The sequence below is a fragment of the Paenibacillus cremeus genome (genome assembly GCF_007786445.1).
GTDB lineage: Bacteria > Bacillota > Bacilli > Paenibacillales > NBRC-103111 > Paenibacillus_G > Paenibacillus_G cremeus.
On the sequence record NZ_VNJI01000003.1, the window covers coordinates 192,867 to 216,146 of the forward strand.

The 23,280-nt window shown below is 47.1% G+C and carries 20 protein-coding genes; 16 read left to right on the forward strand and 4 right to left on the reverse strand.

Going from position 1 to position 23,280, the window contains the following annotated elements; translation table 11 throughout:
* The first annotated feature begins 20 nt into the window (after nucleotides 1-20).
* From FPZ49_RS03985 to FPZ49_RS04005, 5 genes are all read left to right on the forward strand, one after another.
* Nucleotides 21-1,535, forward strand: coding sequence for a sulfatase family protein (locus tag FPZ49_RS03985; protein WP_144843515.1), 1,515 nt, complete (start codon nucleotides 21-23; stop codon nucleotides 1,533-1,535).
* Nucleotides 1,536-1,735: 200 nt separating this feature from the next.
* Nucleotides 1,736-3,070, forward strand: coding sequence for an ABC transporter substrate-binding protein (locus FPZ49_RS03990; RefSeq protein ID WP_144843518.1), 1,335 nt, complete (start codon nucleotides 1,736-1,738; stop codon nucleotides 3,068-3,070).
* A 114-nt stretch (nucleotides 3,071-3,184) separates the two neighbouring features.
* Nucleotides 3,185-4,084 (forward strand): carbohydrate ABC transporter permease, encoded by a 900-nt coding sequence (locus tag FPZ49_RS03995; RefSeq protein ID WP_144843521.1) that lies wholly within the window; start codon nucleotides 3,185-3,187, stop codon nucleotides 4,082-4,084.
* A gap of 46 nt (nucleotides 4,085-4,130) precedes the next feature.
* Nucleotides 4,131-4,931, forward strand: a complete 801-nt coding sequence (locus FPZ49_RS04000) for a carbohydrate ABC transporter permease (protein ID WP_391563804.1) — start codon at nucleotides 4,131-4,133, stop codon at nucleotides 4,929-4,931.
* 610 nt (nucleotides 4,932-5,541) lie between these two features.
* Nucleotides 5,542-7,002 carry a sulfatase family protein gene (locus tag FPZ49_RS04005; RefSeq protein WP_144843527.1) on the forward strand — a complete coding sequence of 487 codons (1,461 nt, stop codon included), beginning with the start codon at nucleotides 5,542-5,544 and terminating at the stop codon, nucleotides 7,000-7,002.
* A 99-nt stretch (nucleotides 7,003-7,101) separates the two neighbouring features.
* On the opposite strand, the gene FPZ49_RS04010 is transcribed toward FPZ49_RS04005, so the two are convergent.
* A complete protein-coding gene (locus FPZ49_RS04010) occupies nucleotides 7,102-7,587 on the reverse strand; it encodes a hypothetical protein (protein WP_144843530.1) in 486 nt (161 codons plus the stop codon).
* Between the two features lie 218 nt (nucleotides 7,588-7,805).
* On the opposite strand from FPZ49_RS04010, the gene FPZ49_RS04015 reads away from it, so the two are divergent.
* From FPZ49_RS04015 to FPZ49_RS04050, 8 genes are all read left to right on the forward strand, one after another.
* The gene (locus FPZ49_RS04015; RefSeq protein ID WP_144843534.1) at nucleotides 7,806-8,258 is read left to right on the forward strand and encodes a VOC family protein; all 453 of its coding nucleotides are present in this window, start codon (nucleotides 7,806-7,808) and stop codon (nucleotides 8,256-8,258) included.
* 129 nt (nucleotides 8,259-8,387) lie between these two features.
* Nucleotides 8,388-9,710 carry an MATE family efflux transporter gene (locus FPZ49_RS04020; protein ID WP_144843537.1) on the forward strand — a complete coding sequence of 441 codons (1,323 nt, stop codon included), beginning with the start codon at nucleotides 8,388-8,390 and terminating at the stop codon, nucleotides 9,708-9,710.
* Between the two features lie 86 nt (nucleotides 9,711-9,796).
* Nucleotides 9,797-10,984, forward strand: coding sequence for a cation:proton antiporter (locus FPZ49_RS04025; RefSeq protein WP_186445600.1), 1,188 nt, complete (start codon nucleotides 9,797-9,799; stop codon nucleotides 10,982-10,984).
* Nucleotides 10,985-11,317: 333 nt separating this feature from the next.
* Nucleotides 11,318-11,884, forward strand: coding sequence for an alpha/beta hydrolase family protein (locus tag FPZ49_RS04030; RefSeq protein WP_144843543.1), 567 nt, complete (start codon nucleotides 11,318-11,320; stop codon nucleotides 11,882-11,884).
* Entirely contained in the window at nucleotides 11,877-12,326 is a 450-nt protein-coding gene (locus FPZ49_RS04035) for an alpha/beta hydrolase family protein (RefSeq protein ID WP_144843546.1), read from the forward strand. The genes FPZ49_RS04030 and FPZ49_RS04035 overlap by 8 nt, the downstream gene beginning before the upstream one ends.
* Nucleotides 12,327-12,474: 148 nt before the next feature.
* Nucleotides 12,475-13,794: a phytoene desaturase family protein gene (locus FPZ49_RS04040; RefSeq protein WP_222429862.1), complete on the forward strand. Its 1,320-nt coding sequence runs from the start codon at nucleotides 12,475-12,477 to the stop codon at nucleotides 13,792-13,794.
* Nucleotides 13,784-14,695, forward strand: coding sequence for an RNA polymerase sigma-70 factor (locus FPZ49_RS04045; RefSeq protein WP_144843552.1), 912 nt, complete (start codon nucleotides 13,784-13,786; stop codon nucleotides 14,693-14,695). Before FPZ49_RS04040 ends, FPZ49_RS04045 begins: the two co-directional genes overlap by 11 nt.
* 309 nt (nucleotides 14,696-15,004) lie before the next feature.
* The gene (locus FPZ49_RS04050; RefSeq protein WP_144843555.1) at nucleotides 15,005-16,669 is read left to right on the forward strand and encodes a CehA/McbA family metallohydrolase; all 1,665 of its coding nucleotides are present in this window, start codon (nucleotides 15,005-15,007) and stop codon (nucleotides 16,667-16,669) included.
* 574 nt (nucleotides 16,670-17,243) lie between these two features.
* On the opposite strand, the gene FPZ49_RS04055 is transcribed toward FPZ49_RS04050, so the two are convergent.
* Genes FPZ49_RS04055 through FPZ49_RS04065 form a run of 3 tightly spaced genes read right to left on the reverse strand, consistent with a single transcriptional unit; the run spans nucleotide 17,244 to nucleotide 20,887 of the window.
* Entirely contained in the window at nucleotides 17,244-18,344 is a 1,101-nt protein-coding gene (locus FPZ49_RS04055; RefSeq protein WP_186445602.1) for a GerAB/ArcD/ProY family transporter, read from the reverse strand.
* On the reverse strand, nucleotides 18,328-19,437 hold the full coding sequence (locus tag FPZ49_RS04060; RefSeq protein WP_144843561.1) for a Ger(x)C family spore germination protein: 1,110 nt from the start codon (nucleotides 19,435-19,437) through the stop codon (nucleotides 18,328-18,330). The genes FPZ49_RS04055 and FPZ49_RS04060 overlap by 17 nt, the downstream gene beginning before the upstream one ends.
* Nucleotides 19,430-20,887 (reverse strand): spore germination protein, encoded by a 1,458-nt coding sequence (locus FPZ49_RS04065; protein ID WP_261381236.1) that lies wholly within the window; start codon nucleotides 20,885-20,887, stop codon nucleotides 19,430-19,432. The genes FPZ49_RS04060 and FPZ49_RS04065 overlap by 8 nt, the downstream gene beginning before the upstream one ends.
* Before the next feature lie 236 nt (nucleotides 20,888-21,123).
* On the opposite strand from FPZ49_RS04065, the gene FPZ49_RS04070 reads away from it, so the two are divergent.
* The 3 genes from FPZ49_RS04070 to FPZ49_RS04080 all read left to right on the forward strand — a co-directional run bounded on the left by FPZ49_RS04070 (nucleotide 21,124) and on the right by FPZ49_RS04080 (nucleotide 23,244).
* Nucleotides 21,124-21,579: a MarR family winged helix-turn-helix transcriptional regulator gene (locus tag FPZ49_RS04070; protein WP_144843566.1), complete on the forward strand. Its 456-nt coding sequence runs from the start codon at nucleotides 21,124-21,126 to the stop codon at nucleotides 21,577-21,579.
* A gap of 106 nt (nucleotides 21,580-21,685) precedes the next feature.
* Nucleotides 21,686-22,639 carry a ring-cleaving dioxygenase gene (locus FPZ49_RS04075; protein WP_144843569.1) on the forward strand — a complete coding sequence of 318 codons (954 nt, stop codon included), beginning with the start codon at nucleotides 21,686-21,688 and terminating at the stop codon, nucleotides 22,637-22,639.
* Complete coding sequence (locus FPZ49_RS04080) at nucleotides 22,636-23,244, forward strand: alpha/beta hydrolase (RefSeq protein ID WP_144843572.1); 609 nt, start codon at nucleotides 22,636-22,638, stop codon at nucleotides 23,242-23,244. The genes FPZ49_RS04075 and FPZ49_RS04080 overlap by 4 nt, the downstream gene beginning before the upstream one ends.
* Nucleotides 23,245-23,280 lie beyond the last annotated feature (36 nt).

Below are 23,280 nucleotides of genomic sequence, written 5' to 3' on the forward strand. Positions count from 1 at the left end.
AAATATCGGAGGCCCGCAGCATGAAAAAGAAACCTGACATTATTTTTTTAATGACCGATCAGCAAAGATGGGATTGCATCGGCCGATTTAACTCGCAAATCATCACACCCACCCTTGACAAGCTGGCCGAGCAAGGGATTACATATACGCAGGCGGTCTGCCAAGCCCCGATGTGCGTGCCGAGTCGCACCTCGATGATGTTCGGGTATTATCCCTCCCAGCTGGGTGTCAGAACCAATTACGGCGGGTTGTTTGACGAGGATAAGCTTCCTGGGGATCCGCTCCCGGAACTGCTTCGCAAGGCGGGGTATCAAACGGCGGGCTTCGGCAAGACGCATTGGAACCACGGACTCAAGGACTCCAATCCTTCAACACGCGGATTTGAAGTACGGGCCGTCGGATTGGCGAAAGATAGCGGACATTACGAGCAGGGAGCCGTAATGATGGGAGACGACGATCCGGAAGGGCTGCGGGCTTACTACGAGGAAACCAAGGATTACGGCGGAGGGGAGGAGAATTCCAACGGGTATATCGGATGCACCAGCCAAATTTCCATGGAGAAGCATCGGGACGGCTGGGTGGCCGAGAAATGCTTGGATTTTATAGAAAACGGATTGGATCCTGAGAGGCCGTTGTTTTTGTATTTATCCTTTTTAAAGCCGCATGCAGGCTTTAACGTACCGAAGCAATTTGAGGATTTATACAATCTGGATGACATTCCGGATATCCTTCAACCGCCGTGGGAAGCTGAGGCAGACACCCATCTGGAAGCATCCGATGAAGTCAGCAGCACCAGCAGGGAGCAGTATTGGGAGAAAAGACGTGTTTGGGAGGGCATGACGCGGGACGAACGCAAACGGACAACCCTCCGTTACTGGGCCAACTGCACTTGGCTGGACCATTACTTCGGAAGAGCGCTGGAGAAGCTCGAGCAGCAGGGCAGGCTGGATAACGCGTTGATCGTGTTTGTATCCGACCACGGAGAAATGCTGGGGGAACGAAACTTCCGATTCAGTAAATACTGCTTGTACGAAAGCAGCGTCCGGGTGCCGATGATCTTATCGGGCTCTTATATCCCGGCAGAACAAAGAGGAAACTTGGACGACAGGCCGGCCGAGCTGATCGACCTGATCCCGACCTTGGCACCGGTGGCCGGATTCGAAGCGGATCCCCGGCTGCCCGGGCTCGATTTGCTGGGCGAGAGGAAGCGCGTGGGCTCGTTCTGCGAATTTCACGGCAAAGGAGCGCCGGTCGAGCATTCCGCACCTGCCCTGATGTGGAGAACGAAGGAGTGGAAGCTGATTCTTTACCTTCCCGGGTCCATCGCCGATTCGGTAACGCGAGTGGGCGAGTACTCAGGGGAGTTGTATCATCTGAAAGAAGATCCGAACGAGTTGAATAATGTGTACCGTGAAGAACGCTTTGCGGCCGTCAGAGAGCGAATGACCGCGGAGCTGCTCATGCATCTGGCTTGCTCGTGGGCGCGTGGCCCGTTCTTTAACGATAAGCGGGGTTACTCAGCATTGGGAGGTTGACGTTAAGCGGGAGGTCTTAAGTGGCCTCCCGTTTTATTACTTTTTTAATTTAATGATGATTTAATTTCAACAACAAAAAAGTCGGTTATTTGAACAAAAAAGTCGGTTTTTTATATTCCTGTCCATCCATTTTTTGTATACATTAATAATGTAAGCGCTATCAATTACAGGCAGAAAATCCAATAGGGAGGCAAGGTACTATGAAAAAAGGCTTGACGCTTCTGCTCACAGCCGCATTCGCACTTTCATCAGTCGCATGTTCAAATGGGGGAGGACAAAACCAAACGGGAGGGGGCTCTACTGCGGCTCCCAAAAATGAAAGCGCTTCATCTTCCTCCGACAAACCTGTAACCTTACGCATCGCTTGGTGGGGCGGACAAGCCCGGCACGATTACACATTAAAGATTTTGGAGCTTTATTCGCAAAAGCATCCAAACGTAAAATTCGAGCCGGAATACGCCGCTTTCGACGATTACTGGAAAAAGCTCGCGCCACAAGCCGCAGCGAACCAGCTGCCGGACATTATTCAAATGGACGACGCATATATCAGCCAATTTGGCGGCCGCGGTCAGCTGGAGGATTTGGGCCCATATATGGACAAGGGTTTACTCGATAAATCAAACATTGCCCAGGGCTTCCTGAAGATCGGCCAGTACGACGGCAAGCAATACCAGATTACTTTAGGCGTTAACGCTTTGGGCCCTATCGTGGATGTGGATATGTTTAAAAAAGCCGGAATCGATGTGCCTAAGAACGACTGGACTTGGGACAATATGGAGTCCGTAGCTCAAAAGCTGAAAGCAAACGGCAAAATTTTGGCCGACCGCTTGGACGTCAAAACGTACTTCCCTTACTACCTGCGCACCTTGGGCCAAACCATCTATACCACGGACGGCACTGCGCTCGGCTACAATGACGACAAGCCGTTTATCGATTATATGACGCGTTACCAAAAATGGTACGATGCCGGCTATGTGCTTCCACTGGACAAAATGGCCTTGAAGAAGCTGACGCCGGAAGACGATGAAATGGTTTTGGGCAATGCCGGCATGAGCTTCACTTGGTCCAACCAATTTATCGCCTGGACGTCCGCCGCGAAGCGTGCTACCGATTTGATTGCCCCTCCGGGACCTAACGGTACCAAGGGACTTTTCCTCAAATCGAGCCAAGGGCTCTCCTTGACCAAAAACTCCAAGAACAAGGAAGAAGCGATCAAGTTCATTAACTTCTTCATCAACAACCTCGACGCTCATAAGATTATGAAAGGCGAGCGGGGCGTGCCGATCAACTCCATGATGCAGGAAGGGCTGAAGCCGCTGCTTTCTGCGGATGAGAAGAAAGTTTTCGACTTCGTCGCTTGGGCGGAAAAGAACAGCAGTCCTAACGATCCGCCATATCCGCCAGGCTCGGTGGAGGTTATGAATTTGCTCTCGGATACGATGGAGCAGATCCTGTACAAGAAGACATCGATTGAAGCCGGAGCGGCTAAATTCCGCAAGGATGCCAACGCCATTCTCGCGAAAAACAAAAAATAACTTCGAAGAGAAACGGGTCAGGACAACAGCTGCGTGCTGCGTGCTGGCCCTTTTTTCTCTGACGAGGGCAATGGGCTAAACAGCGCATATCACTAGGCGGGGGTTGATTTTTCCATGAAACTGCGGGATAACGACAATATTGTCGGTTATGTATTTACCGCTCCATTCATACTGGGTTTTCTCATTTTCACCATGTTTCCGATTATTTCATCTTTATACTACTCGTTCACGGAGTACAACCTCATGGAAGCTCCAAGATGGGTTGGCTTTGATAATTATCATAAGATGTTTACCGATGACGACAAGCTCATCAAATCGCTGCAGGTGACGTTTACGTACGTGTTTGCCAGCGTCCCGCTCCGGCTCGCCTTCGCTTTGTTTGTAGCGATGCTGCTGAATAAAGCGATTTCGGGGATCAGCTTTTACCGCTCGGCCTTCTATTTGCCTTCATTGATCGGCGGAAGCGTTGCCGTTTCTATCATGTGGATTCAAATTTTCGGTGACAAAGGGCTGCTCAATTCGTCTCTCGGCTTAATAGGTATCCATACCGACACGTCATGGATCGGAAGTCCGGGGACCGCATTATGGACCTTGATCGCATTATCCGTCTGGCAATTTGGTTCGTCGATGCTCATCTTTTTGGCCGGGCTAAAAAATATCCCGGTATCGTATTATGAAGCGGCGGGGGTTGATGGCGCTAACGGGTGGTACCGTTTTTTCAAAATCACGCTTCCTCTGCTTAGTCCGATCATCTTGTTTAACCTGATCATGCAAACCATCGGGGCTTTTATGACCTTTACTCCGGCTTACGTCATTTCCCGGGGCGAAGGCGGGCCTTTGGACAATACATTACTGTATTCGCTTTACTTGTACCGCCGTGCGTTCGTGTTTTTCGAGATGGGCTACGCCTCTGCGATGGCGTGGGTTATGCTGATCATCATTGGCCTCATTACGCTTGTCATTTTCAAATCCTCGAAGTATTGGGTGCACTACGAGGCGAAAGGGGACAAATAATATGCCGCTGAACAGACGGTTTTCCGCTTCGCTCATCACTCACACGATGATCGGTATCATTGCCGTGTTAATGCTGTATCCGATCATTTGGCTGGCGGTCAGCTCACTGAAGCCTAATACGGAGATTTTCTCCACTGCCTACAGCTTAATCCCCAGTAAGCTTGAATTTAAAAATTACAGCAGCGGCTGGAAGGGCTTTGCCGGGAACACGTTCAGCACGTTCTTCAAGAATTCGTTCACCCTCGTGATTTGGTCCACCATCGGGGCGGTTTGCTCTTCCGCGCTAGTCGCTTATGGTCTGGCACGGATTCCGTTCCGCGGCCGCTCCTTCTGGTTCGGCTGCGTTATGATGGTGCTGATGCTGCCGCACGACGTGACGGTTATACCGCAATACGTCATGTTCTCCAAGCTTGAATGGCTTTCTTCATTCAAGCCCATCATTGTACCCGCTTTTTTCGGGATGCCGTTCTTCATCTTCCTGATCATGCAGTTCATTCGCACGATTCCGCCGGAGATGGACGAGGCCGCCAAGATGGACGGCTGCAGTAAATATTCCATCTTCTTTCGCATCATCGTTCCTTTGATCATTCCGGCGCTCGTAACCTCTGCGATCTTCTCCTTCTACTGGAGATGGGACGACTTCATCAATCCGCTTCTGTACTTGAATCAGCCGAAGCTGTATCCGGTATCGCTGGCATTGAAGCTTTTTCTAGATGGCGACTCGCTGAACAACTGGGGGGGCATGTTCGCGATGTCCACGTTGTCGCTCGTGCCAATTGTCGTAGTGTTCTTCGCTTTCCAACGGTTTATCGTTGAAGGCATTAGCACCAGCGGCTTGAAGGGGTAGAGCATAGAAACAATTGACAGAATTTTCTACCGATGGTATGGTGAAGCTATCCAAAAGACATTCCGTTTTAACAAGCGGAGTGTCTTCTGTATTTCTGAGGGGAATTTACATTAAATGTATCTGGTTCCCAGTGGAGGAGGTGAGTGACATGTGCTACTGCAGCTAGAGACAACTTGAAAACGAGGTGATCTTAGCTTGAAGTCAAGCGTTGAGGTATTTTTTTGGCTGGTGTCAGTAATATCTACGATGTGTATTTGCATCTTGTTGGTTTATTCATTAATCAAAATTATTAATTCCAAGGGTTACTTTTTAAGTCTTTCTATTTTAGCAGGAGGAATGTAAATGAGACACATGAATCCATGTTGCAATCCGATTACTCGGGGGAACATCTACGACGAGCCATAGTAATTTAAAGCTTAAAGATTTAGGCAACCAGTCTGGACTAGTCACCTTTCTGCTTGATTAACAGCCGAGCTGAGTTTCTCATAAATGAGTTGCTCGGCTCGTCCTTGTGGTATGAAACCAAGGCAAAATGTTTTTGAAAGGATATCCCTAGCAATTATTAGATTGGATCGTTGCCTCAACACATAAATAAGTAGGGGGATTTGTAATGTCTGATAAAAAAACGAATATTTTATTCATCATGGCCGACCAGCATCGTTACGACTGTTTGGGGGCTTATGGAAACAAGGATATACAGACACCGAATCTGGACGGGCTCGCACAGGACGGTGTAACCTATGAGAACCATTTTTGCAATGCACCGTCTTGCACCCCTTCCCGGTATTCCAGTTTGACCGGCTTATACCCGCACCAGCATTTGGGCTGGTCCAACCTGTGCACTGTTCAACCGGGCTTGGACACTTATCCAAAAGCACTAAAACGAGCCGGTTATACTACAAAAGCAATAGGCAAAATGCATTTGACGCCAACTTACCAGGATGTCGGCTTCATGAGCATGGAGCTTGCCGAGCAGAACGGCGATGGCAGGTTCGAAGACGATTATCACCGTTATCTCCAGGAGCGGGATCTTGTCGACCATGTAGATTTATTGGATCAGGTCAATGAATACCGCGTTCAAGCTTACAGCCATTATTGGGAGTCCCGGGGGGCGATGGTGTCGGATTTGCCAGAGGAGCATCATTCTACAGCATGGATCGGCCGCAAAGGTCTACAGGAAGTGCAAGAGTGGAAGGATGAAGGAAATCTATTGTTTTTGAGCTTCGTAAAACCGCATCATCCCTTCGATCCACCGGCTCCATGGAGTGACATGTACGCTCCGGAGGGTCTGTCCCTATTGCCTGGATGGAAAGAGAGCTGCATTGCACGAGACCTACAAATGCATCCCGGCTTTTTTCCGCATGAGCAGCTTACTGAGGAGCAGCTTCGGCAATGTATGGCTTATTATTATGCCTCCATCTCTCATATTGACCACTATATTGGGCAAATCCTGCAATTGCTGAAGGATAAAGGGCTTTATGATAATACTTTAATCATTTACACCAGCGATCACGGTGAATATATGGGATTCCATCATCTGCTGCTGAAACAGAATTATATGTACGACCCGCTCGTAAAAGTGCCACTAATCGTTAAATATCCGGGGCAGAGCATGGCGGGGGAACGCAACGCCGAGCTGAGCAGCAGTATCGATATTGGCATTACCTTGATTCAGGCTGCCGGACTACAACCGGGAGTAGACATGCCGGGGCGCAGTCTTGCGGGTTCCGGAGATCAGCGCGATTTTGTTTTTGCCGAGAATGCAAGAGGCAATCAGTACATGGTGCGATCCCGGGAGTACAAGCTGATTCTTTGTAAGGACGACGTGAAATCGGTATTTTTCGATTTGCGTAACGATCCTCTGGAATTTAACAATCTATACGGAGATCCGATGTATCAGGAGGAAATTGTGCGGCATCGGAACGCGCTGCAGCAAATGATTCTTTTCGACGCTCCATCGCCAGTATTTCTGTTTGAAGATGCCAAGCGGATTGATACGCCTAACGCAGCGTTGAAAGAAGATTTTAAGATCAACTTTGCAAATTGGGTAAGGAGAAAAATGGAGCTCTAATATGAAATGCACGTGCGGCGTGAAACCGGAGGGACTGCTTGCTCGCGGAGCTGCCCCAAGACAGCTCCTATTTGAAATCATTGGAGCTTATAACGCCTGTTAACACAAAACTATAATTCTATAGGGTGTGGTTTGGGCGGGGATACTTTTTGTGGTAGGCCCATAAATAACAATTAGATCTCGGTTTGCAGGAGGTCTTGAAAATTGCTGCCCATTTGTTAATACGATTTGAGTAAATGGAGTAATATTTAATCGTAATCGTCCATCACTACTCTCCAGCTCAGAATTAAAATAATCTACTTTTACATTCTGATAGGGGCTATTTTTTACCATGACAATTGCCTGATATTGTGGAGGATAAATTAAAATAGCAGGTGCATTTCCGTCATAATATCCAGTCACTTGATCTCCTACTGACACCATTACATGGTCTACAAAATAAGTATTGGGTGACACCACGAAATTTACTAATGCTCCCAATCCGTTGTCTACAGATATTAATTTATAACATCCTTCACCATTTGGACCTGTAAAAAAATCATTAATCATAGTGATCGTCCCGTGAAAAGAATAAAATTTTGTCATACAATACCTCCGTTTGTTTGATAAAGATAATGCACTATTCGAAAAGTCAACCCTGTTTTACAGTATGTAGGTTAATAACTATATGTGCAGTGCCTGATATCAAGCCGAAGCTGCCAGTTTAAAAAACCGAACATCCATTTGCATAAAGACGATCACGAAATGTAATATATAGATATGAAGGTTGGTCAAAAATAAGCGAAAGGAGTTTTGATGAGGATATGACGGTATATATGTTCCCTTTCCTAATGTTCGATGGTAATGCCACTGAAGCGATTGCGTTTTACAAAGAGGCACTGGATGCAGAGCAGTTATTTATCTATCGATTGGGGGACCTACCAGGCAAAGTCCCGGAGCATAAGAAACATTTGGTGGCGCACTCGGTACTCAAAATTGGTGAGACCAGCATCATGATATCAGATACGCTCCCTGGCATGTCTCATAGAATCGGGACCCAAGTCAGTGTCTGCATTAATACCGATGAACTTGAGAAGACGACTCAATTTTACGAAAATCTGAGGCGGGAGGGTCAAGTCGTGATGCCTCTGCAAGAAGTACCCTATGGTCCTGGAAGTGCCATTGTCACAGATAAGTTCGGCATCTCCTTTTTGCTCACAACGATGAGAACGGAAGAAGCAGCCAAACGAGGTCATCAAATGGAAATGAAAAGATGAGTGGCGCCCCATAGCCCGTTGCTATGGGGAATTTTTTTGTCATTAGGTCAGAGGGATTAGCGTTACTTATTTTCAAGTTATCGAATAAGGCGTAAGATAGGTGTAGTTCAAGAGGAGAGTGCATTATACATGTTACCTGCCCCCGCAAAGAGAGTCGCATCTATCGCCATTCCTGCAATCGGCGAAGCCTACTTACAGAGCCTTCTCGGTGTTGTTGACGCCTGGTTTATCGCTAGAATCGGGCTCGTCGCCGTGAACGCGGTCGGCGTGACGAATATTTACAGCCTTACATACATCGGTGTCTTCACTGCCGTTTCCACTGCTTTATCCGTGTTTCTATCACGTGCCGTGGGGGCCAAAGATTTCGAACGGGGACGTTCTGTTGTCTGGCACGGCTACGTGGTCGCCTTGGCGTTAGGTCTCATCCTGTCGTTAATATCCGTCTTTTTTTCGGTTCCACTCTTGCACACCATCGGGGCGTACGGAGAGCTTGAAGAAATCGCCTTGCCGTACTTTCAAGTTGTGCTCGGCATCTCCCCGCTCATCGCAATGTTTACCGCTCAATCAGCGGCGTTTCGCGCCACGGGGGATACCAAAACGCCTCTCAAAGTCGCTCTTGAAATGAACGTGCTTCACGTCGTACTAGATTACGTTCTAATTTTCGGCATCGGGTCGTTCCAAGGGATCGGCTTGGCTGGGGCGGCGTGGGCCATGGTTATCGCACGGCTGTACGCGATGCTTCGATTGTGGTGGAAATCCAGAAGCATGGAAGCGATCCGCTTGCACAAAGAGGAGTTTATATGGCAGCTGCCGCTTTTGACCGAAATGATTAAATTTGCCGTACCCGCTGCTGCTGAGCGGCTTTCCATGCGGCTTGGGCAGGTCATTTACTTTGGTCTTATAGTGCGAATGGGAATTAACGTCTATGCGGCACATACGATTGCTGGAACGCTGACGGTATTTGCCTCAACCGTCGGGGCGGGGTTTGCTACGTCCGCAAGCGTTACTATCGGGCTGGCCATCGGCAGCAAGGACCTTGCTGCCGTGCAGTCGTACCGACGCTGGAGCTATATTCTGTCGGCTGCCTCGATGACCAGCATCACCGCGCTCATTTGCAGCTTCACGCCTTGGATCGGGCGGCTGTTTACGGATAACCAACAGGTTATCCAATTGCTGCTCATCGTGCTGGCCATCGACACCGTTTCACAGCCGTTTTTAGCCTCCACACTAGTGGATACCTCCGCAATCCAAGCAGGCGGGAACAGCAAATATCCGATGATTGTGACAACAATCGGCATCTGGGGGATCCGAACGCTCGGCGTATATGTTTTTGCTTGGAATATGGGGTGGGGATTGCCTGCCGTCTGGGCCAGCATTGCGGCCGATAACGCGTTGAGGGCAGTTTTGTTTGCAAGGTACCGAAAAAGACGAGGTGTGATGCTGCACAAATAGAATGGTAGGTGTTATTTTCACATAATAAAAGTGATAATCACCAATTGGACTAGCATACCTTATAAAGAATGGGGGGACTCATGATTATGGGGCATGGTGCGTTAATACCTCTTTTTTGGTTGTATCTATGTATATTTGGTGTGCAATTGCTACTAAACAGAATGAAAACATTCCGTATCCCATCTATTTTGGCGTATTTAATATTAGGACTACTCCTTTCCTACTACGGTAAAGGCTTGTTTCATGAAGAGCAAATCAAGTGGTTGGACGGTCTGAGCGAGTTTGGACTTTATTATTTAATGTTCCTGTCGGGAATGGAGATCGATTTAAACTTACTACGCACCAATCAAGGGAAGAAGCTCTGGCAAACCCCTTTAATGTTCGGTTTTTTTGTTTTTTTGGGAACTGCGTTGTTGGCATTTCTGCTTGGGACTAGAATCCATCAAATTGACCCCGCTCTACATTCCTGGATGATTATGCTTATACTTTTAACCACTTCACTAGGAATTGTGATGCCGGTGCTCAAGGAAGCTGGTGTCATTCAAAGCGAGTATGGGCAACTGCTTCTAACGTCTGCCATTCTAGCCGATCTCATAACCATGATCGTGCTCTCCATCATCGGAGGATCTTATCAAACTGGATTTACGTGGCATCAGGCTTCCGTAGGGCTGCTTCTGCCATTATCCATCGTTATTTATCAAACCATCATCAGATTGAGGCAAACCTCACTCTGGAGACTGGAATTCCAAAAAAATGCCGTTGCCCGATTGCAGGGGCTTCTTGCCATCCTTGGTCTATACGGTATTATCACCGACATGACAGGTTCAGAGGCTATTCTAGGGAGTTTTTTGGCCGGTTTTTTACTAGCAAGCTTTCGTCTTCATGATAACCATCCGTTTAAAGAACAGTTAGAAGGAATAGGATACGCCTTGATTATTCCTATATTTTTCGTTATGGTCGGATTTCGTTTTAATGTCACGGAATTTATTCATTCCCCCCAATCCTTAAGATGGGTCCCGCTTCTTCTTTCTACGGCCTTTGTCGTTAAAGTCCTTCCAATGATGTGTCTCTCGCCAATCCTCGGAATGCGAAGGGCTCTAGCCGGAGGCTTCTTACTGTCAGCACGAATGACGTTAATTGTTGTTGCGGCATCCATCGGTATAAGACTCGGAGTGATAAACAAAGAGATTCAAGATGCTGTGATTGTGGTCGCCATAATTTCTTCTTTGTTATCTCCTCTCATCTTCTCTATGAACATGAAGAATCTTACCTAAAACGTCTAGGCGGGCCTAAACAAGATACGCTGTCTCCCTAAAGAGAAGCTGTATCTTGTTTTTTTTCTACAGCGGAATAACACGGTTATGCGGTGGAGAGCTGGCGGCACCGAATGGATCCTTTACATGGGTCTAATGACGCAAACACGCCATCGGTTGCTCGCAAACGTCTGGATGCCGTTTCGACCTACTCCATTCCACCTCATAATCATTAGAGAGCCACTTGGGGCTGCAGCATAAAATTTGAAAAGAAACAGTTTATAGTTCCCTTTGATTGATTTACAATTTACTTCGAGATTTGTCGATGAGAATGTCAAGAGGAGGAGCTTTGAAATGAAATGGAACCCGGACGAGTTTCTGGAACAGCTTTACAGCGAGCCCCGGCAGCTGTCGTTCCAAGCCGCATCGCAGGCGGAATGGGCGGAGTGGAGGGCGTCTCTAAAGGCCGAGCTTTTGAAAGCGTTGGTGCTGCCTACGCGTGATGCAGCACCGCTTGAGCCCGTAACGGTAGAAGCTGTCGATTGCGGAGAATACACAAGAGAGCTCATTCAACTGACGACAATGCCAAATTTGCAAATGCCGGCTTTCTTGCTGCTGCCCAAAAACGGAAAGGGGCCTTTCCCGGCTGTGCTCACCTGCCCCGGTTACGGCTACGGGAGCAAGGATCTGGGCGGCCTGCTGCCGGACGGCAGCATCCGTACGGAAGAACCCGGAATTTATAAGGATTATCCGGTAGCATTGGCGAAGCGCGGGTTCGCGGTGATCGTTCCCGAGCTGATGGGCCTCGGCTACCGGAGGCTGAAGCAGGACGAGGACAAGCCGCCCAAGGAAAATTCCTGCTTCCGGCTGGCGACCAACCTGCTGATGGCCGGCCGGACGCTGGCCGGTTCGTGTGCATGAGATGATGCGCTGCATCGATTATTTGCTGTCCCGAGGCGATATCGCGCCGGATCGGATCGGATGCTTTGGCTTCTCGGGAGGCGCCTGGGTGTCCGCCTTGACGGCTGCTGTGGATGAGCGCATCCGCGCTTCTGTAATCAGCGGTTACACCAACACGTTCCAGGACAGCACGATGGGCAAGCCGCACTGCTCGGATAATTACATTCCCGGGTTGTACCAGTACGCCGACATGCCTGAAATCATCGGGCTCATTTCTCCTCGCCCGCTGCTAATTGAAACAGGGGAAGGGGACCCGGGGTTCCCGCTGCACGGTGCGCTGAAAGCGTTGGAGCAGATGAAGGTTATTTATCGGATCGCGGAAGCGGAGCAACATCTTGAGCAGGATATTCACCCTGGCAAACACGAGGTGTCCGGGGTAAAGCATACGACTGGCTCGCGGTAAAGCTGAGCGGCTAATGGTCTGCGATAACACAATGACGACGGGAAAGCTGGAATATTGTTCCTCCTTAATACTCTGGATGATGTTGTGTTGTCACAAACGGATTCTGTTAATCGTCATGTATGCATTAAACCGAAAAGGAATGATATACATGAAGCAGAATCACAATGAGCCGAAATGGGATGTTGCCATTATTGGAGCAGGTATCGCTGGATTAACAGCCTCAATTTTTTTGGCAAAAGCAGGCATGACTGTACTGATACTCGATAAAGGATCGCATGCCGGAGGCAGGGCTGCTTCGACCGAGATCGCATCCGCGCAAGTAAACTTGGGAGCTCATGCTCTCTATAAAAGCGCACTTCCCATTTTGCGGGAGGTGGGCGTTATACCTTCCGGAGCGGCACCGAAGCCGCTAGGCACTTTCGTGTTTGAGGAAGCGGGCGGTGGTAAGAAGGCAGTGCCGTTCGCGCAGCTTTTGCTCGGGTCGTTCTTGAAGTGGCATGAGAAGACCCAATTGCTTCGCTTCTACAGTCGTTTTCGCAACGCAGACACTTCCACCCTACACAGGGTTAGTTTGCAGGATTACTTGGAATCCCAAATCAGCAGTCCGAGAGTGCGCAGTGTCGTGCTTGCGTTCGTTCGCGTATCCACTTACTGTGACGCCCCCGAGCAGCTCAGCGCGGGCGCTGTAATAGACCAGCTTAAGCATGGCCAGGTTATGTACGTGGACGGAGGTTGGCAAACTCTTGTGAGTGCGCTGAATGAACAAGCGCTGCTGGCGGGCGTGTCGATCCGCATGAGCGCGCCAGTCCGAGAGATTGCCGGCAGCTACCCCGAAATGACAGTCACACTAAAGGACGGAATGCAACTCACCACTAGTCACGTACTGTCCACTGCTGGACCTACTGATACGCTGGCTCTCCTCAATCCCTCCCTTACTCCTGAAGAAGCCGCTGTATATAAACAGCTTATTCCTGTACACGCGGTGTGTCTTGATCTCGTCGTATTAGGTATGCCTCAACCACATACAAAATTTGTATTAGGCGCCGATTATCCATGGTACTACTCCAACCATTCCGCAGCAGCGTCGTTATCTGATCATCCAGGTCACCATGTCGTCCACGTCATGAAGTATTTGTCAGATCCCAAAGGCTCGGACGCCCAACAAGACGAGCGTGAGCTCAATGGTTTTCTCGACTTCATTCAGCCAGGGTGGCGCAAGCATGTCATTGAAGAGCGTTTCCTGCCGCGTATGCTCGTCTCACATGGCGTCGTCACCGCCAATAGCGGCGGACTCTCGGGCAGACCCGGGTCTGCGGTTGAAGGCAGGCCCGGTCTGTATGTTGCCGGCGATTGGGTCGGAAGTGAGGGGATGCTGGTTAACGCATCGTTGGCGAGCGCGAAAGAGGCCGCTCGAGGTATAATAGCTGGTAGTGATCAAGATAAGGAAGGGATACATCGTGGAGCTTGATTCCGTATACCGAGCGTACAGACCGCTTCTTCTTTCCATCGCCTACCGTATGCTAGGTTCAATTACGCATGCCGAAGATATAGTGCAAGACCTATTTATTACGGTACAGCAGCAAAACATCCACAAGGAGGGCGGGAGCGTCCGCAACCTTAAAGCGTATCTATGTAAAATCGTTACAAATCGATGTCTCGATTACTTGAAGTCCTCGCGAAAAAAAAGAGAAGTATATGTCGGCCCCTGGCTGCCGGAGCCTCTCGTTCAAGAATATGCGGTCGCTTCAGGTGCAGCCTCCGCCGAAGGTCAAGACCCGCTCCAAACGATCATGCTAGAGGATACCATATCTTATGCCTTCCTCGTCCTGCTCGATCGGCTAACCCCGATCGAACGTGCGTTATTCATTCTTCGAGAAGCCTTCGAATACGACTACTGCGATATTGCCGACTTCCTAAACAAAACGGAAATCGGATGCCGCAAGATTTACAGTCGCCTCAAACGAAAAATCCAAGATATGCCGCCCACTGAGCTCACTCCGAACTCCCAGTCTGATCAACTCGTCCTGCGTTTCCTACACGCCACGGCTACCGGCGATATGGAAGGGCTGCTCGCGATGCTCTCAGAGGATATCGTGCTCTACAGCGATGGAGGTGGTAAAGTCATGGCGGCGATTAAACCTATTACATCGAGCCGGCGTGTCCTCGCATTCATTCAAGGCCTTGCATCCAAAGGCGACAGCTCAGGTGCCGTTCGCCTTGTAAAGGTGAATGGACAGCTAGGTTTTGTGTTAAGCAGTTCATCCGAACCTTTTCCGACCGTCGTTAGCCTGGCATTTAGAGATAACAGAGTTCAGCAGATTTATCTTATACGTAATCCTGATAAGTTGCGGCATTTGAATCTGCGGTGAGGGGAATTTGAATGGAGGAGAGGACCTTCCATTCGCTTGTGGACGAAATCGTTTGTCCTGATGACGTGTGGAAACCTGTCCTGTTTATCGCCTTCGACATGCTGTATCCGACGCTGCCGCCGTTCATCAGGCGGTTTTTTTTTTGGAATCTCATATTCGCAAGACCAAAAGTCGAATAAACAATAATATTGTAGATTTATATAATTTATTTATTATTATATAGCAATTAACTTCGACTATTATATATTTAGCAAAGGATTGAATTAAGACTTGAATGTAACCAACCGATACACAGGAGGACATAATCATATGGTCATGAAAAAGTATTTGCAAGCAGCCAGCAGCATTATGCCAAACGAAAATGGCTTGCCACGTTATTCGCCGCCAGCTCTGTTAGAAGCCCTTCAGTTTTTGGAAGAGGAGCTAACTAACAGAGGATTCGTGTTTCAACCAGAGACTACTCCGCAAGCTCAAGGGACGCTTAAGTTGACCATAACTGATACAAATGGTAACGGAATGATCGCACAAGTAAAGCTGTTTCCGATGCTCACTTTCGAAACGATGGAAACCATCTCTCAGGCAAACAATAGAATCGATTTTATCCGTGAATATACCTTGCCGGATGGGACTGTTACTTTGCCCCTTCCTTTAAACAACGGAAATAACGGTCGTTATATGCTCGAAGTTTCCAAAGGCCCAGCTTACAAGATTGTGAAGCAGGAAATTATCATTCCCGCTAATGGGGAGCTGGCTTGTCAAATCTGCATTCCGCAAATGGCGGATTGGAGTGGAGAAGGCTGGTATGCTGGAGATCTACATCATCACAGCGTCTACTCAAGTCCACTGCACGGCGGTACGGATGACGTCATTGAGTCGCCTCAACAAGTGGCATTTTCTATGCAAGCCGCAGGACTTGCTTATGGCGCGTTAAGCGATCATCACAATATTAAAAATCATCAAGATTGGCTCGCTACGGCTACCGACACGTTTTTACCCATTGTTTCTAAAGAGATATCTACTACCAATGGACATGTACTATCATTAGGTGTACATACAGACGTGATTTACAAAATACCGAAACAGGAAGAGCGAACAGAACTATATTTGCGGCAAGAGCATATTCGGACTACGGATGAGATTAGAGCATGCGGTGGGCTTCCGCAGATCAACCATCCACGTGACAGGAATCCTGCGATTTCGTTGGATCCGAAGTTTACGGATATGGTAGAAATATTTGATACGATTGAAGTATGGAATGGCTCCAACCCGATGATCCCAGGTACGCCTAACTATGACGCCTTTCAATTCTGGATGTCTCTGCTTGAAGAAGGGCGTTTTGTTGCCGCTACTAGTGGTAGTGATACCCATAATATATGGGTAGATGACTTCCACGGACTACTTGAAAAATTTTCATGGATGATCGCTCATGGCAGTGATTTAGTTGACTCTCTTCCAGCTGAGCGACAGGATGTCCTTCGCTATCTCATAGAGGTGCTTCAAGAAACAACGCCTATTATGGAGGAATGGGCAGAAAATCGCTTAGGAAGCGGTTGCGTGCAAACGTATATCCAAGTAAAGCAGGCATTGACGGTGGAGTCCATTTTGGACGCGCTACGCAAAGGGCATAGCTATTTAACAAGCGGCCCGCTGCTTCGCGTATCTTTGGACGGCAAAGGCCCTGGGGAAACACTTGTGACCGAAAAGACGTTTCTTACCGCTGATGTTACGCTTTTGTCCAACGTACCACTGGAGAGACTGTGCTTGTACACGAATGGCGAGCAAAAAACATACATTCCGCTTACGAATCGACTTGTGGACACAGAAAGCGAGGCTCAAAGCGCGGAGCCTGTCTATGATTATAGTTTGCAGCTTCCGAGCATTGCAGTGGATCAAGTTAAATGGATCGTGGTAACTGTAGAAAAAGACAGGGAGATCAGAGCGATTAGCAACCCTATATTTATTAAGGCAGTATGAAGAGAGATTCGATTTACGGGTATATGACGTTAATTAAAAGTGGATCATGGCGGCCGCATAGCCGACGATCCACTTTTTTTCTAATGGTCGCTATCGAAATTTGAAATAACAGGTATTGAATCTTTTCATAACTAAAATAATCGGACCACTTTCCACCACGTGCTCGCTTGACGAATCAGCTATTGAAAGCCCCTCCCACTTGTCATCTACAATCGTATAATCCTTCCAGCTGTTAGGAGTGAAACGAAAGCCATATTGGGTGTTCTCATATACTATGGAATCGGCTTTAGCTTGACCCGTTGGACCACCGGCTGGTATCAACGGTTGGCTGCTTCCATCCCTTGGAGTATCGCCGAATGAATCCGATGCCGGAGACTGACTCATGCAGGGCGGATGTACTTGAGAGCGTTATAAATCATACGAGACCTTGCGATTGAAGAGAAATAATTTTATCTTTGGCCGCAACCTGCTCCAAATCAGTGAAGGTTGAGGTTGCTGCCAGACTTTGACCTGCTATGGAAAGGGATAATACGGCAGCTGCGGATATGCTTAAATTAAAGCTGGTCAGCTCCAATCAAGCTGTATTCAACTTAGCTTTTTTCATACTGCGGATCAAGTAAAGAATAAACAGCAGTGGGATATAGGCGAACACGAAATAAAATCCAATTTCGGCAACGAATGAGCTTAACTCATTGAACTTTACACGATCGTTGAATTGAACGACTACAATGAAGAAAGTCAGCAGAATCAAAGCCAACGAGATACGTGGTTTGAGATGCGTTACTCTTTTTATTATTCTTATACAACTCCAGATGGAGAGGCAAAGCGACGGAATAATAATGATAAGCCAACTAAAAATAAATATATACTCGAATCTCTCTAAGAATTGGAACTCAATAATCTTGGTAACCACTATGGCGGGATAAAGCGTGTTTATTAGCAGACCTTGACTAAAATACATCAGGGTGCTAACGATGCTTGCAGTGAATTGAAGCGTATTGAGCAGCAAGCCTAAGTGAGCCCATTTTGCATTTTTTTCAGCTGATTTTATGAAAGGGAAGTAAACGAGCAGCGCTTCAAATCCAATAAATAGGCCATAAGAAACTTTAGATGCTTTGAGCAAATCACCAACGGAATGATTATTAATCGGCGTCAGATGAGAAATATGTCCAAATCTAATCGGGTAATAAATGAGGAGATATACTAACACAGAGGTTCCAACAGCGAAAAAAGCAAGTCCAGTTAAAACCCTAAAGCCTCCGGATACGAGATAATAGATTAAGCAAAGAAGTACGACTGTAAATTCCCAAGTTGTAATGCTCGGAAATATCCATACCTGCAAAACATCAATGTAAATTCTGAAAACATACAGAGCTGAAACGAAGTAATACCCGATCATAAGCAGCGAAACAGCATTGCCCAAGAAACGTCCGAAGAGCATTTGATGCAGGTCAATGACATCTTTGGTGGGATTGCCCAGCATCTTAAAAATCATCCAAATAATCAAATGTAGACTTAAACCCATGATAAGAACCGAGATCCAAGCATCATTACCCGCGTCTTTAAAAATTCTATTTTCAGCAGCTATTGCTCCAAAGCCAGTTTGAGATGCGTTGAGTAAGAAAAACACTAAAAATCCTGAAATCAAGTAATTCTCCTTAACGCTTTTCTGCACCAATGCCAACTCCCGATTGCGAAATAATGATCTCCGGTTTTACTTCGAACTTGATGTTTGGGTATGTTTTAGTCTTAAATTCCCGCTCGTTCCAATTTCTATCCTTGCTTCTATAGATCTCACCAAAGCCAATGGGATCTACTGCGTTCATTTGGAATTTTTTCAACAATGCACGAATTTCGCTTGCGAAATGCTGTTCGATTTGTTGCTTAATCTCAAGTAAATCGCCCTTGTCCATTGAACTTTTTGTTTTCGGAAGATCTTTAAGATCGATAGCTAGTTTTAAGGAAATGACTGCGGTGTCTTTCTGCTCAAGCATGATGTTATGTTTTCCATGTAATATTTTCAAATTAATGAGTTCCTTTTGTTTCGTCATAAACTCATAGGTGCCGGTCATCGTTTTCGATATGTCTTTGAGAATTTTTAGGAATAATGCTTCTTTATCGGATAGAAATAAATGTAACTTATCTTCCTTGAATACACCGACGCCATCCATGTGAAGAACACCGTTTTCGTCTTTATCCAATACTGGTAAATACATATCTTGACCCTCTCCATAATATTGATCAAGCAACAGATGGGTATTGGACAATGGTGTATTCGCGTTCACCATGTTCTGTTTGATTAGATCCGATAAATAGAAAGGAGGATTTTTTACGGTTTCGGACAAAATCGAGCTTATCTCTTGTTTCGTTATGATAACATAAGCACGATTGCTGACTAGAGGACCTCGAAGAAGATTGCTGGCAAGCTCTTGAATGCTTTTTCTTGCATACTTTTCACTAATGACAAATGTCCTCAATTGTCCGATTACAACTAGCTCATCCGATTTAGCATTAAGGGAATGCACTGCCCCGTTAAATGATTGTGCTTCACCGGTTAATAACTGCGATCGCTCATTCTTCTCATATGAAGCGTAAGAGCCGCTGGACTTAATTGTATCTCCTTGGATGTCTATACCGAGGCTTTGCAAAATTTTTATCCGATCGATAATTTCATTTTTTACACATCCGGATAAAAGGAGGCTTGCGAGAAGAAATGATACAACCATTTTCATGATGCTGATTCCTTTGCGACGAAGAAATTTATTCATTATTGAGATCGTCTCCGATATCTTTGTGCTTTTGAACCGTATATCTTCTAGCAAAGAGCGGGCGTAAATAAGGAGGTCTAACCCAAGTTTGGCTATAATTGAGGCGTATGGCTTCTCTAAAACCTTTGTACCGAAAAGGGAATACAGGAACGATGTAAGGCATACCAAAAGATTTCAAACGCAGCAGATGACCCAATAGAAACAAGATGCCGATCGTAATACCTAAACCGCCCCATAAGGCCGATAATCCGATGATCGGAAATCTGAGAAATCGTATCGTGTTTGCCATTTTGAAAATCGGCGTTGTAAAGGAAGCCAACGCGGAAAGCGAAACAATAATAATTAAGATAGTGCTCGTCAAACCGGCTTGAACCGCTGCTTGCCCGATTACGACACCGCCCACGATCCCTAGCGTTTGACCGACTTTTGACGGCAGTCTGGCACCAGCTTCACGTAACAGCTCAACCGTTATCTCCATAAGGAGTACTTCCAAAAAAGGCTGGAAGGGCACATTCGCTCTGGATTCGATAATCGGACCTAATAGTGATTGTGGAACAATGGAATGATGAAAAGTCATGACCGAAACATAAATGGATGAAGCAAAGACGGAAAATACGACCCCTACATAACGTATGATTCTAACAAATGAACCCAGAACCCATGGCAAATAAAAGTCCTCCGGCGAGTAGAAGAAATCAAACAAGGTGGTGGGACCTGATATTGCATAAGGAGACCCGCTGCTTAAAATAGCCACATGCCCGCTCAGAAGGCTAAATTTAACCCGATCCACACGTTCAGTTGACATATATAAAGGGAAAGGTGTATTGCCGTTGTCTGCGATAATCTGGGATAGTGTAGAACTATCAAAGATCACGTCAAAGTCCAAATCCATGAGTCTTTGTCTTACGGTGTTTAGATGCTGCGGATTGGTGATCCCGTCGAGATATACAATAACGACTCTTGTTTTAGATAGAGAGCCTTTGATTTGTTCCTCAAATACCAGCTTGTCCGATATCATTTCCTTTCGCAGTAAATTCAGATTGGTATCGAGATCCTCGACGAAAGCTACTTGCGGACCGATCACGCTGAACTCGTTCTCGGATAAGTTATTTGATCGATAGCCCTTTTCCATATCAGCAACATTAACTAATAAGCCTTCATTTAGATTGGAGTCCAATTGAACATAGATAAAGCCCTTAATCAAACTAAGCGAGATCTCATCCAGGTTTGACGACAATTTGATTCCATCAATAGAAATCAAATTTTTTAAAGTATTCAAATCATGAATTTCAACTTTAGAAAGCTGAATCATGGTTAATAGATCACGATGAATCATTTCATGATTTACAACGGAATTGTAATAGGAAAAATGAATAAGTGTATGATGGATGGTCATGGCGGACTGAATAAAATCATCCGACTTTGAAGCTTCTTTTAAAGCTGCATGTATATTTTACATTTTTACGATACCGCCTTGTTAAAACTTTACACATATTATGCAAGCTAAAAAGGAAAAATATTCACCAAGCAATGCAGAGAGGGAAGATGATACCGGGGTGCGGGTAAGGTGATTTCCGTCCGCTTTTCCCCAAAAAAAATTGTGTGTTGACTATTATCTCAAAATAGAGTATCTTAAATTTAAGATTAAAACAAAACGAAAACACAACAACTTGTGAGGTGAAGATAATGAGCGATGTCATTAATTCCGATAAAAATATTGCACTGGATTTGTACATCGCACTGTCTAGGGCAAGCGAGTGGGTGAACGCTCACGGCGACCGCGATATTCGGAGGCACGGTCTGAATCGCACCGAATTCGGTGTTCTCGAGCTTCTTTACCATAAGGGCCCGCAGCCGATACAACAAATTGGCAGCAAGGTGCTGATGAGTTCAGGGAACATTACTTACGTGGTCGATAAATTGGTGAAGAAAGACTATGTGGTCCGCAACACTTCGGCGGAAGACCGTAGACTCATTTTTGCCGAAATTACGGAGCAAGGTAAGCGATTTATTGAAGATGTATTCCCAAGTCACACGAAGATCATCGAGCAGGCCGTCGCGGGATTAACGCATGATGAACAGAGGGTCGCGAGTGCGCTTCTTAAGAAGTTGGGCAAATTTGCGCAGGAAGGGTTCAAGTAGATCCTTCTTAACCTCCAACAAGGTGAAATTCGGTATACGGTAAGATCGCTTTTTTTACTAATATATCTTAAAATTAAGAATCTAAAATTAAAGGAGTTGTTCGGTAATGACACAACAACAAACCGCAGGGATCCACCATATCACCGCATTTGTACAAAGTCCGCAAGGCACAGTAGATTTTTATTCAGGAATTCTTGGACTTCGTTTGGTGAAAAAAACAATTAACTTCGATGCGCCGGAAGTGTACCATCTATATTTTGGAAATGAAAGCGGAGGCCCTGGCACAATTATAACATTTTTTCCATGGACGAACTCCCGTAGAGGATGCATCGCCGGCGGCCAAGTCGGTATCACAACCTATGCCGTGCCGGTTGGCAGTCTTGGCTTCTGGGAAGAGCGCCTGAACAAATTTAGCGTTGTATTCGAGAAAACGGAACGCTTCGGCGAAACCTACCTGCAGTTCTCGGACCGGGACGGTTTGCAGCTGGAGATCGTGGAGCGCGCTGGCGGTGCGCCAAGCCAATGGGCTTTTGGCGGGGTTCCGATCGAACACGCAATCAAAGGCTTCGGCGGTGCAGTGCTCTACAGTACAGCACCGGACAAAACGGCTCATCTCATTGAACACGTGATGGGGCTGCAAAAAATCGGGCAAGAAGATGCCTACGCCCGGTTCAGATCTTATGGTGATATCGGCAACGTGATCGATATTAACGTGACGCCGATGGCGTATGGCGCCGGCGGTGCAGGCACAGTTCACCACATCGCATGGCGGGCAAAAGACGACGCTGAGCATGCGCTTTGGAGAAGTCATGTTGAGAGTCAAGGCTACCATCCAACGCCGATCGTAGACCGTCAATACTTCAATGCGATCTATTTCCGCGAAGAAGGTGGTATCCTATTCGAGATCGCGACAGATCCTCCAGGTTTCGCTCGCGACGAAGCGCCGGAAGTACTGGGTGAAAAAATCATGCTGCCAGCATGGTTTGAAGAACACCGTGAACAAATTGAACGCAATCTGACTCCGATTGCTGTGCGAGTATTGAAGGAGGATGCACAATGAGACATATTTTTCAACAAGGATCGGACCCTGCAGCACCAGTTCTAGTACTATTTCATGGCACAGGTGGGACGGAGATGGATCTCCTCCCGCTTGCCCAAGCGATCTCTCCTGCATCCTCGGTGCTCAGCATAAGAGGGAATGTGCTGGAGAACGGTATGCCGCGATTTTTTCGCAGGCTGGCAGAGGGGATCTTCGATGAGGAGGACCTCATCTTCCGTACGACCGAGCTCTACAATTTTCTCGACCAAGCTGCGGTCGAGAATGGGTTTGACCGTCGCAATCTAGTGGCGGTTGGTTACTCCAACGGTGCGAATATCGCCGGCAGCTTATTGTTCCATTACCCAGATGCGCTGCGTGGGGCGATTTTGCTCCATCCGATGGTTCCGCGGCGCGGCATTGCGCTGCCGGATCTGACGGATGTGCCGGTCTTTATCGGCGCTGGGCGTAACGATCCGATCTGCTCACCGGAGGAAACCGTCGAGCTGGAGGAATTGCTCAGCACGGCAGGTGCAAATGTCCACGTCCACTGGGAGGCTGGCGGCCATCAACTGACGCGTTCGGAAGTTATTGCTGCTGCCGAATGGATGAAAGACAGTTTGCAGTAAGGTACAAGACTTTGAAAGGAGGATGATGTGTTATGT

Coding starts and splice junctions, on each gene's coding strand:
- FPZ49_RS04080 (WP_144843572.1), top strand. CDS start 22,636: ATGAGACATATTTTTCAACAAGGATCGGACCCTGCAGCACCAGTTCTA.
- FPZ49_RS03990 (WP_144843518.1), top strand. CDS start 1,736: ATGAAAAAAGGCTTGACGCTTCTGCTCACAGCCGCATTCGCACTTTCA.
- FPZ49_RS03995 (WP_144843521.1), top strand. CDS start 3,185: ATGAAACTGCGGGATAACGACAATATTGTCGGTTATGTATTTACCGCT.
- FPZ49_RS04070 (WP_144843566.1), top strand. CDS start 21,124: ATGAGCGATGTCATTAATTCCGATAAAAATATTGCACTGGATTTGTAC.
- FPZ49_RS04015 (WP_144843534.1), top strand. CDS start 7,806: ATGACGGTATATATGTTCCCTTTCCTAATGTTCGATGGTAATGCCACT.
- FPZ49_RS04060 (WP_144843561.1), bottom strand. CDS start 19,437: ATGAATAAATTTCTTCGTCGCAAAGGAATCAGCATCATGAAAATGGTT.
- FPZ49_RS04040 (WP_222429862.1), top strand. CDS start 12,475: ATGAAGCAGAATCACAATGAGCCGAAATGGGATGTTGCCATTATTGGA.
- FPZ49_RS04005 (WP_144843527.1), top strand. CDS start 5,542: ATGTCTGATAAAAAAACGAATATTTTATTCATCATGGCCGACCAGCAT.
- FPZ49_RS04050 (WP_144843555.1), top strand. CDS start 15,005: ATGGTCATGAAAAAGTATTTGCAAGCAGCCAGCAGCATTATGCCAAAC.
- FPZ49_RS04010 (WP_144843530.1), bottom strand. CDS start 7,587: ATGACAAAATTTTATTCTTTTCACGGGACGATCACTATGATTAATGAT.
- FPZ49_RS04075 (WP_144843569.1), top strand. CDS start 21,686: ATGACACAACAACAAACCGCAGGGATCCACCATATCACCGCATTTGTA.
- FPZ49_RS04000 (WP_391563804.1), top strand. CDS start 4,131: ATGATCGGTATCATTGCCGTGTTAATGCTGTATCCGATCATTTGGCTG.
- FPZ49_RS04025 (WP_186445600.1), top strand. CDS start 9,797: ATGGGGCATGGTGCGTTAATACCTCTTTTTTGGTTGTATCTATGTATA.
- FPZ49_RS04030 (WP_144843543.1), top strand. CDS start 11,318: ATGAAATGGAACCCGGACGAGTTTCTGGAACAGCTTTACAGCGAGCCC.
- FPZ49_RS03985 (WP_144843515.1), top strand. CDS start 21: ATGAAAAAGAAACCTGACATTATTTTTTTAATGACCGATCAGCAAAGA.
- FPZ49_RS04020 (WP_144843537.1), top strand. CDS start 8,388: ATGTTACCTGCCCCCGCAAAGAGAGTCGCATCTATCGCCATTCCTGCA.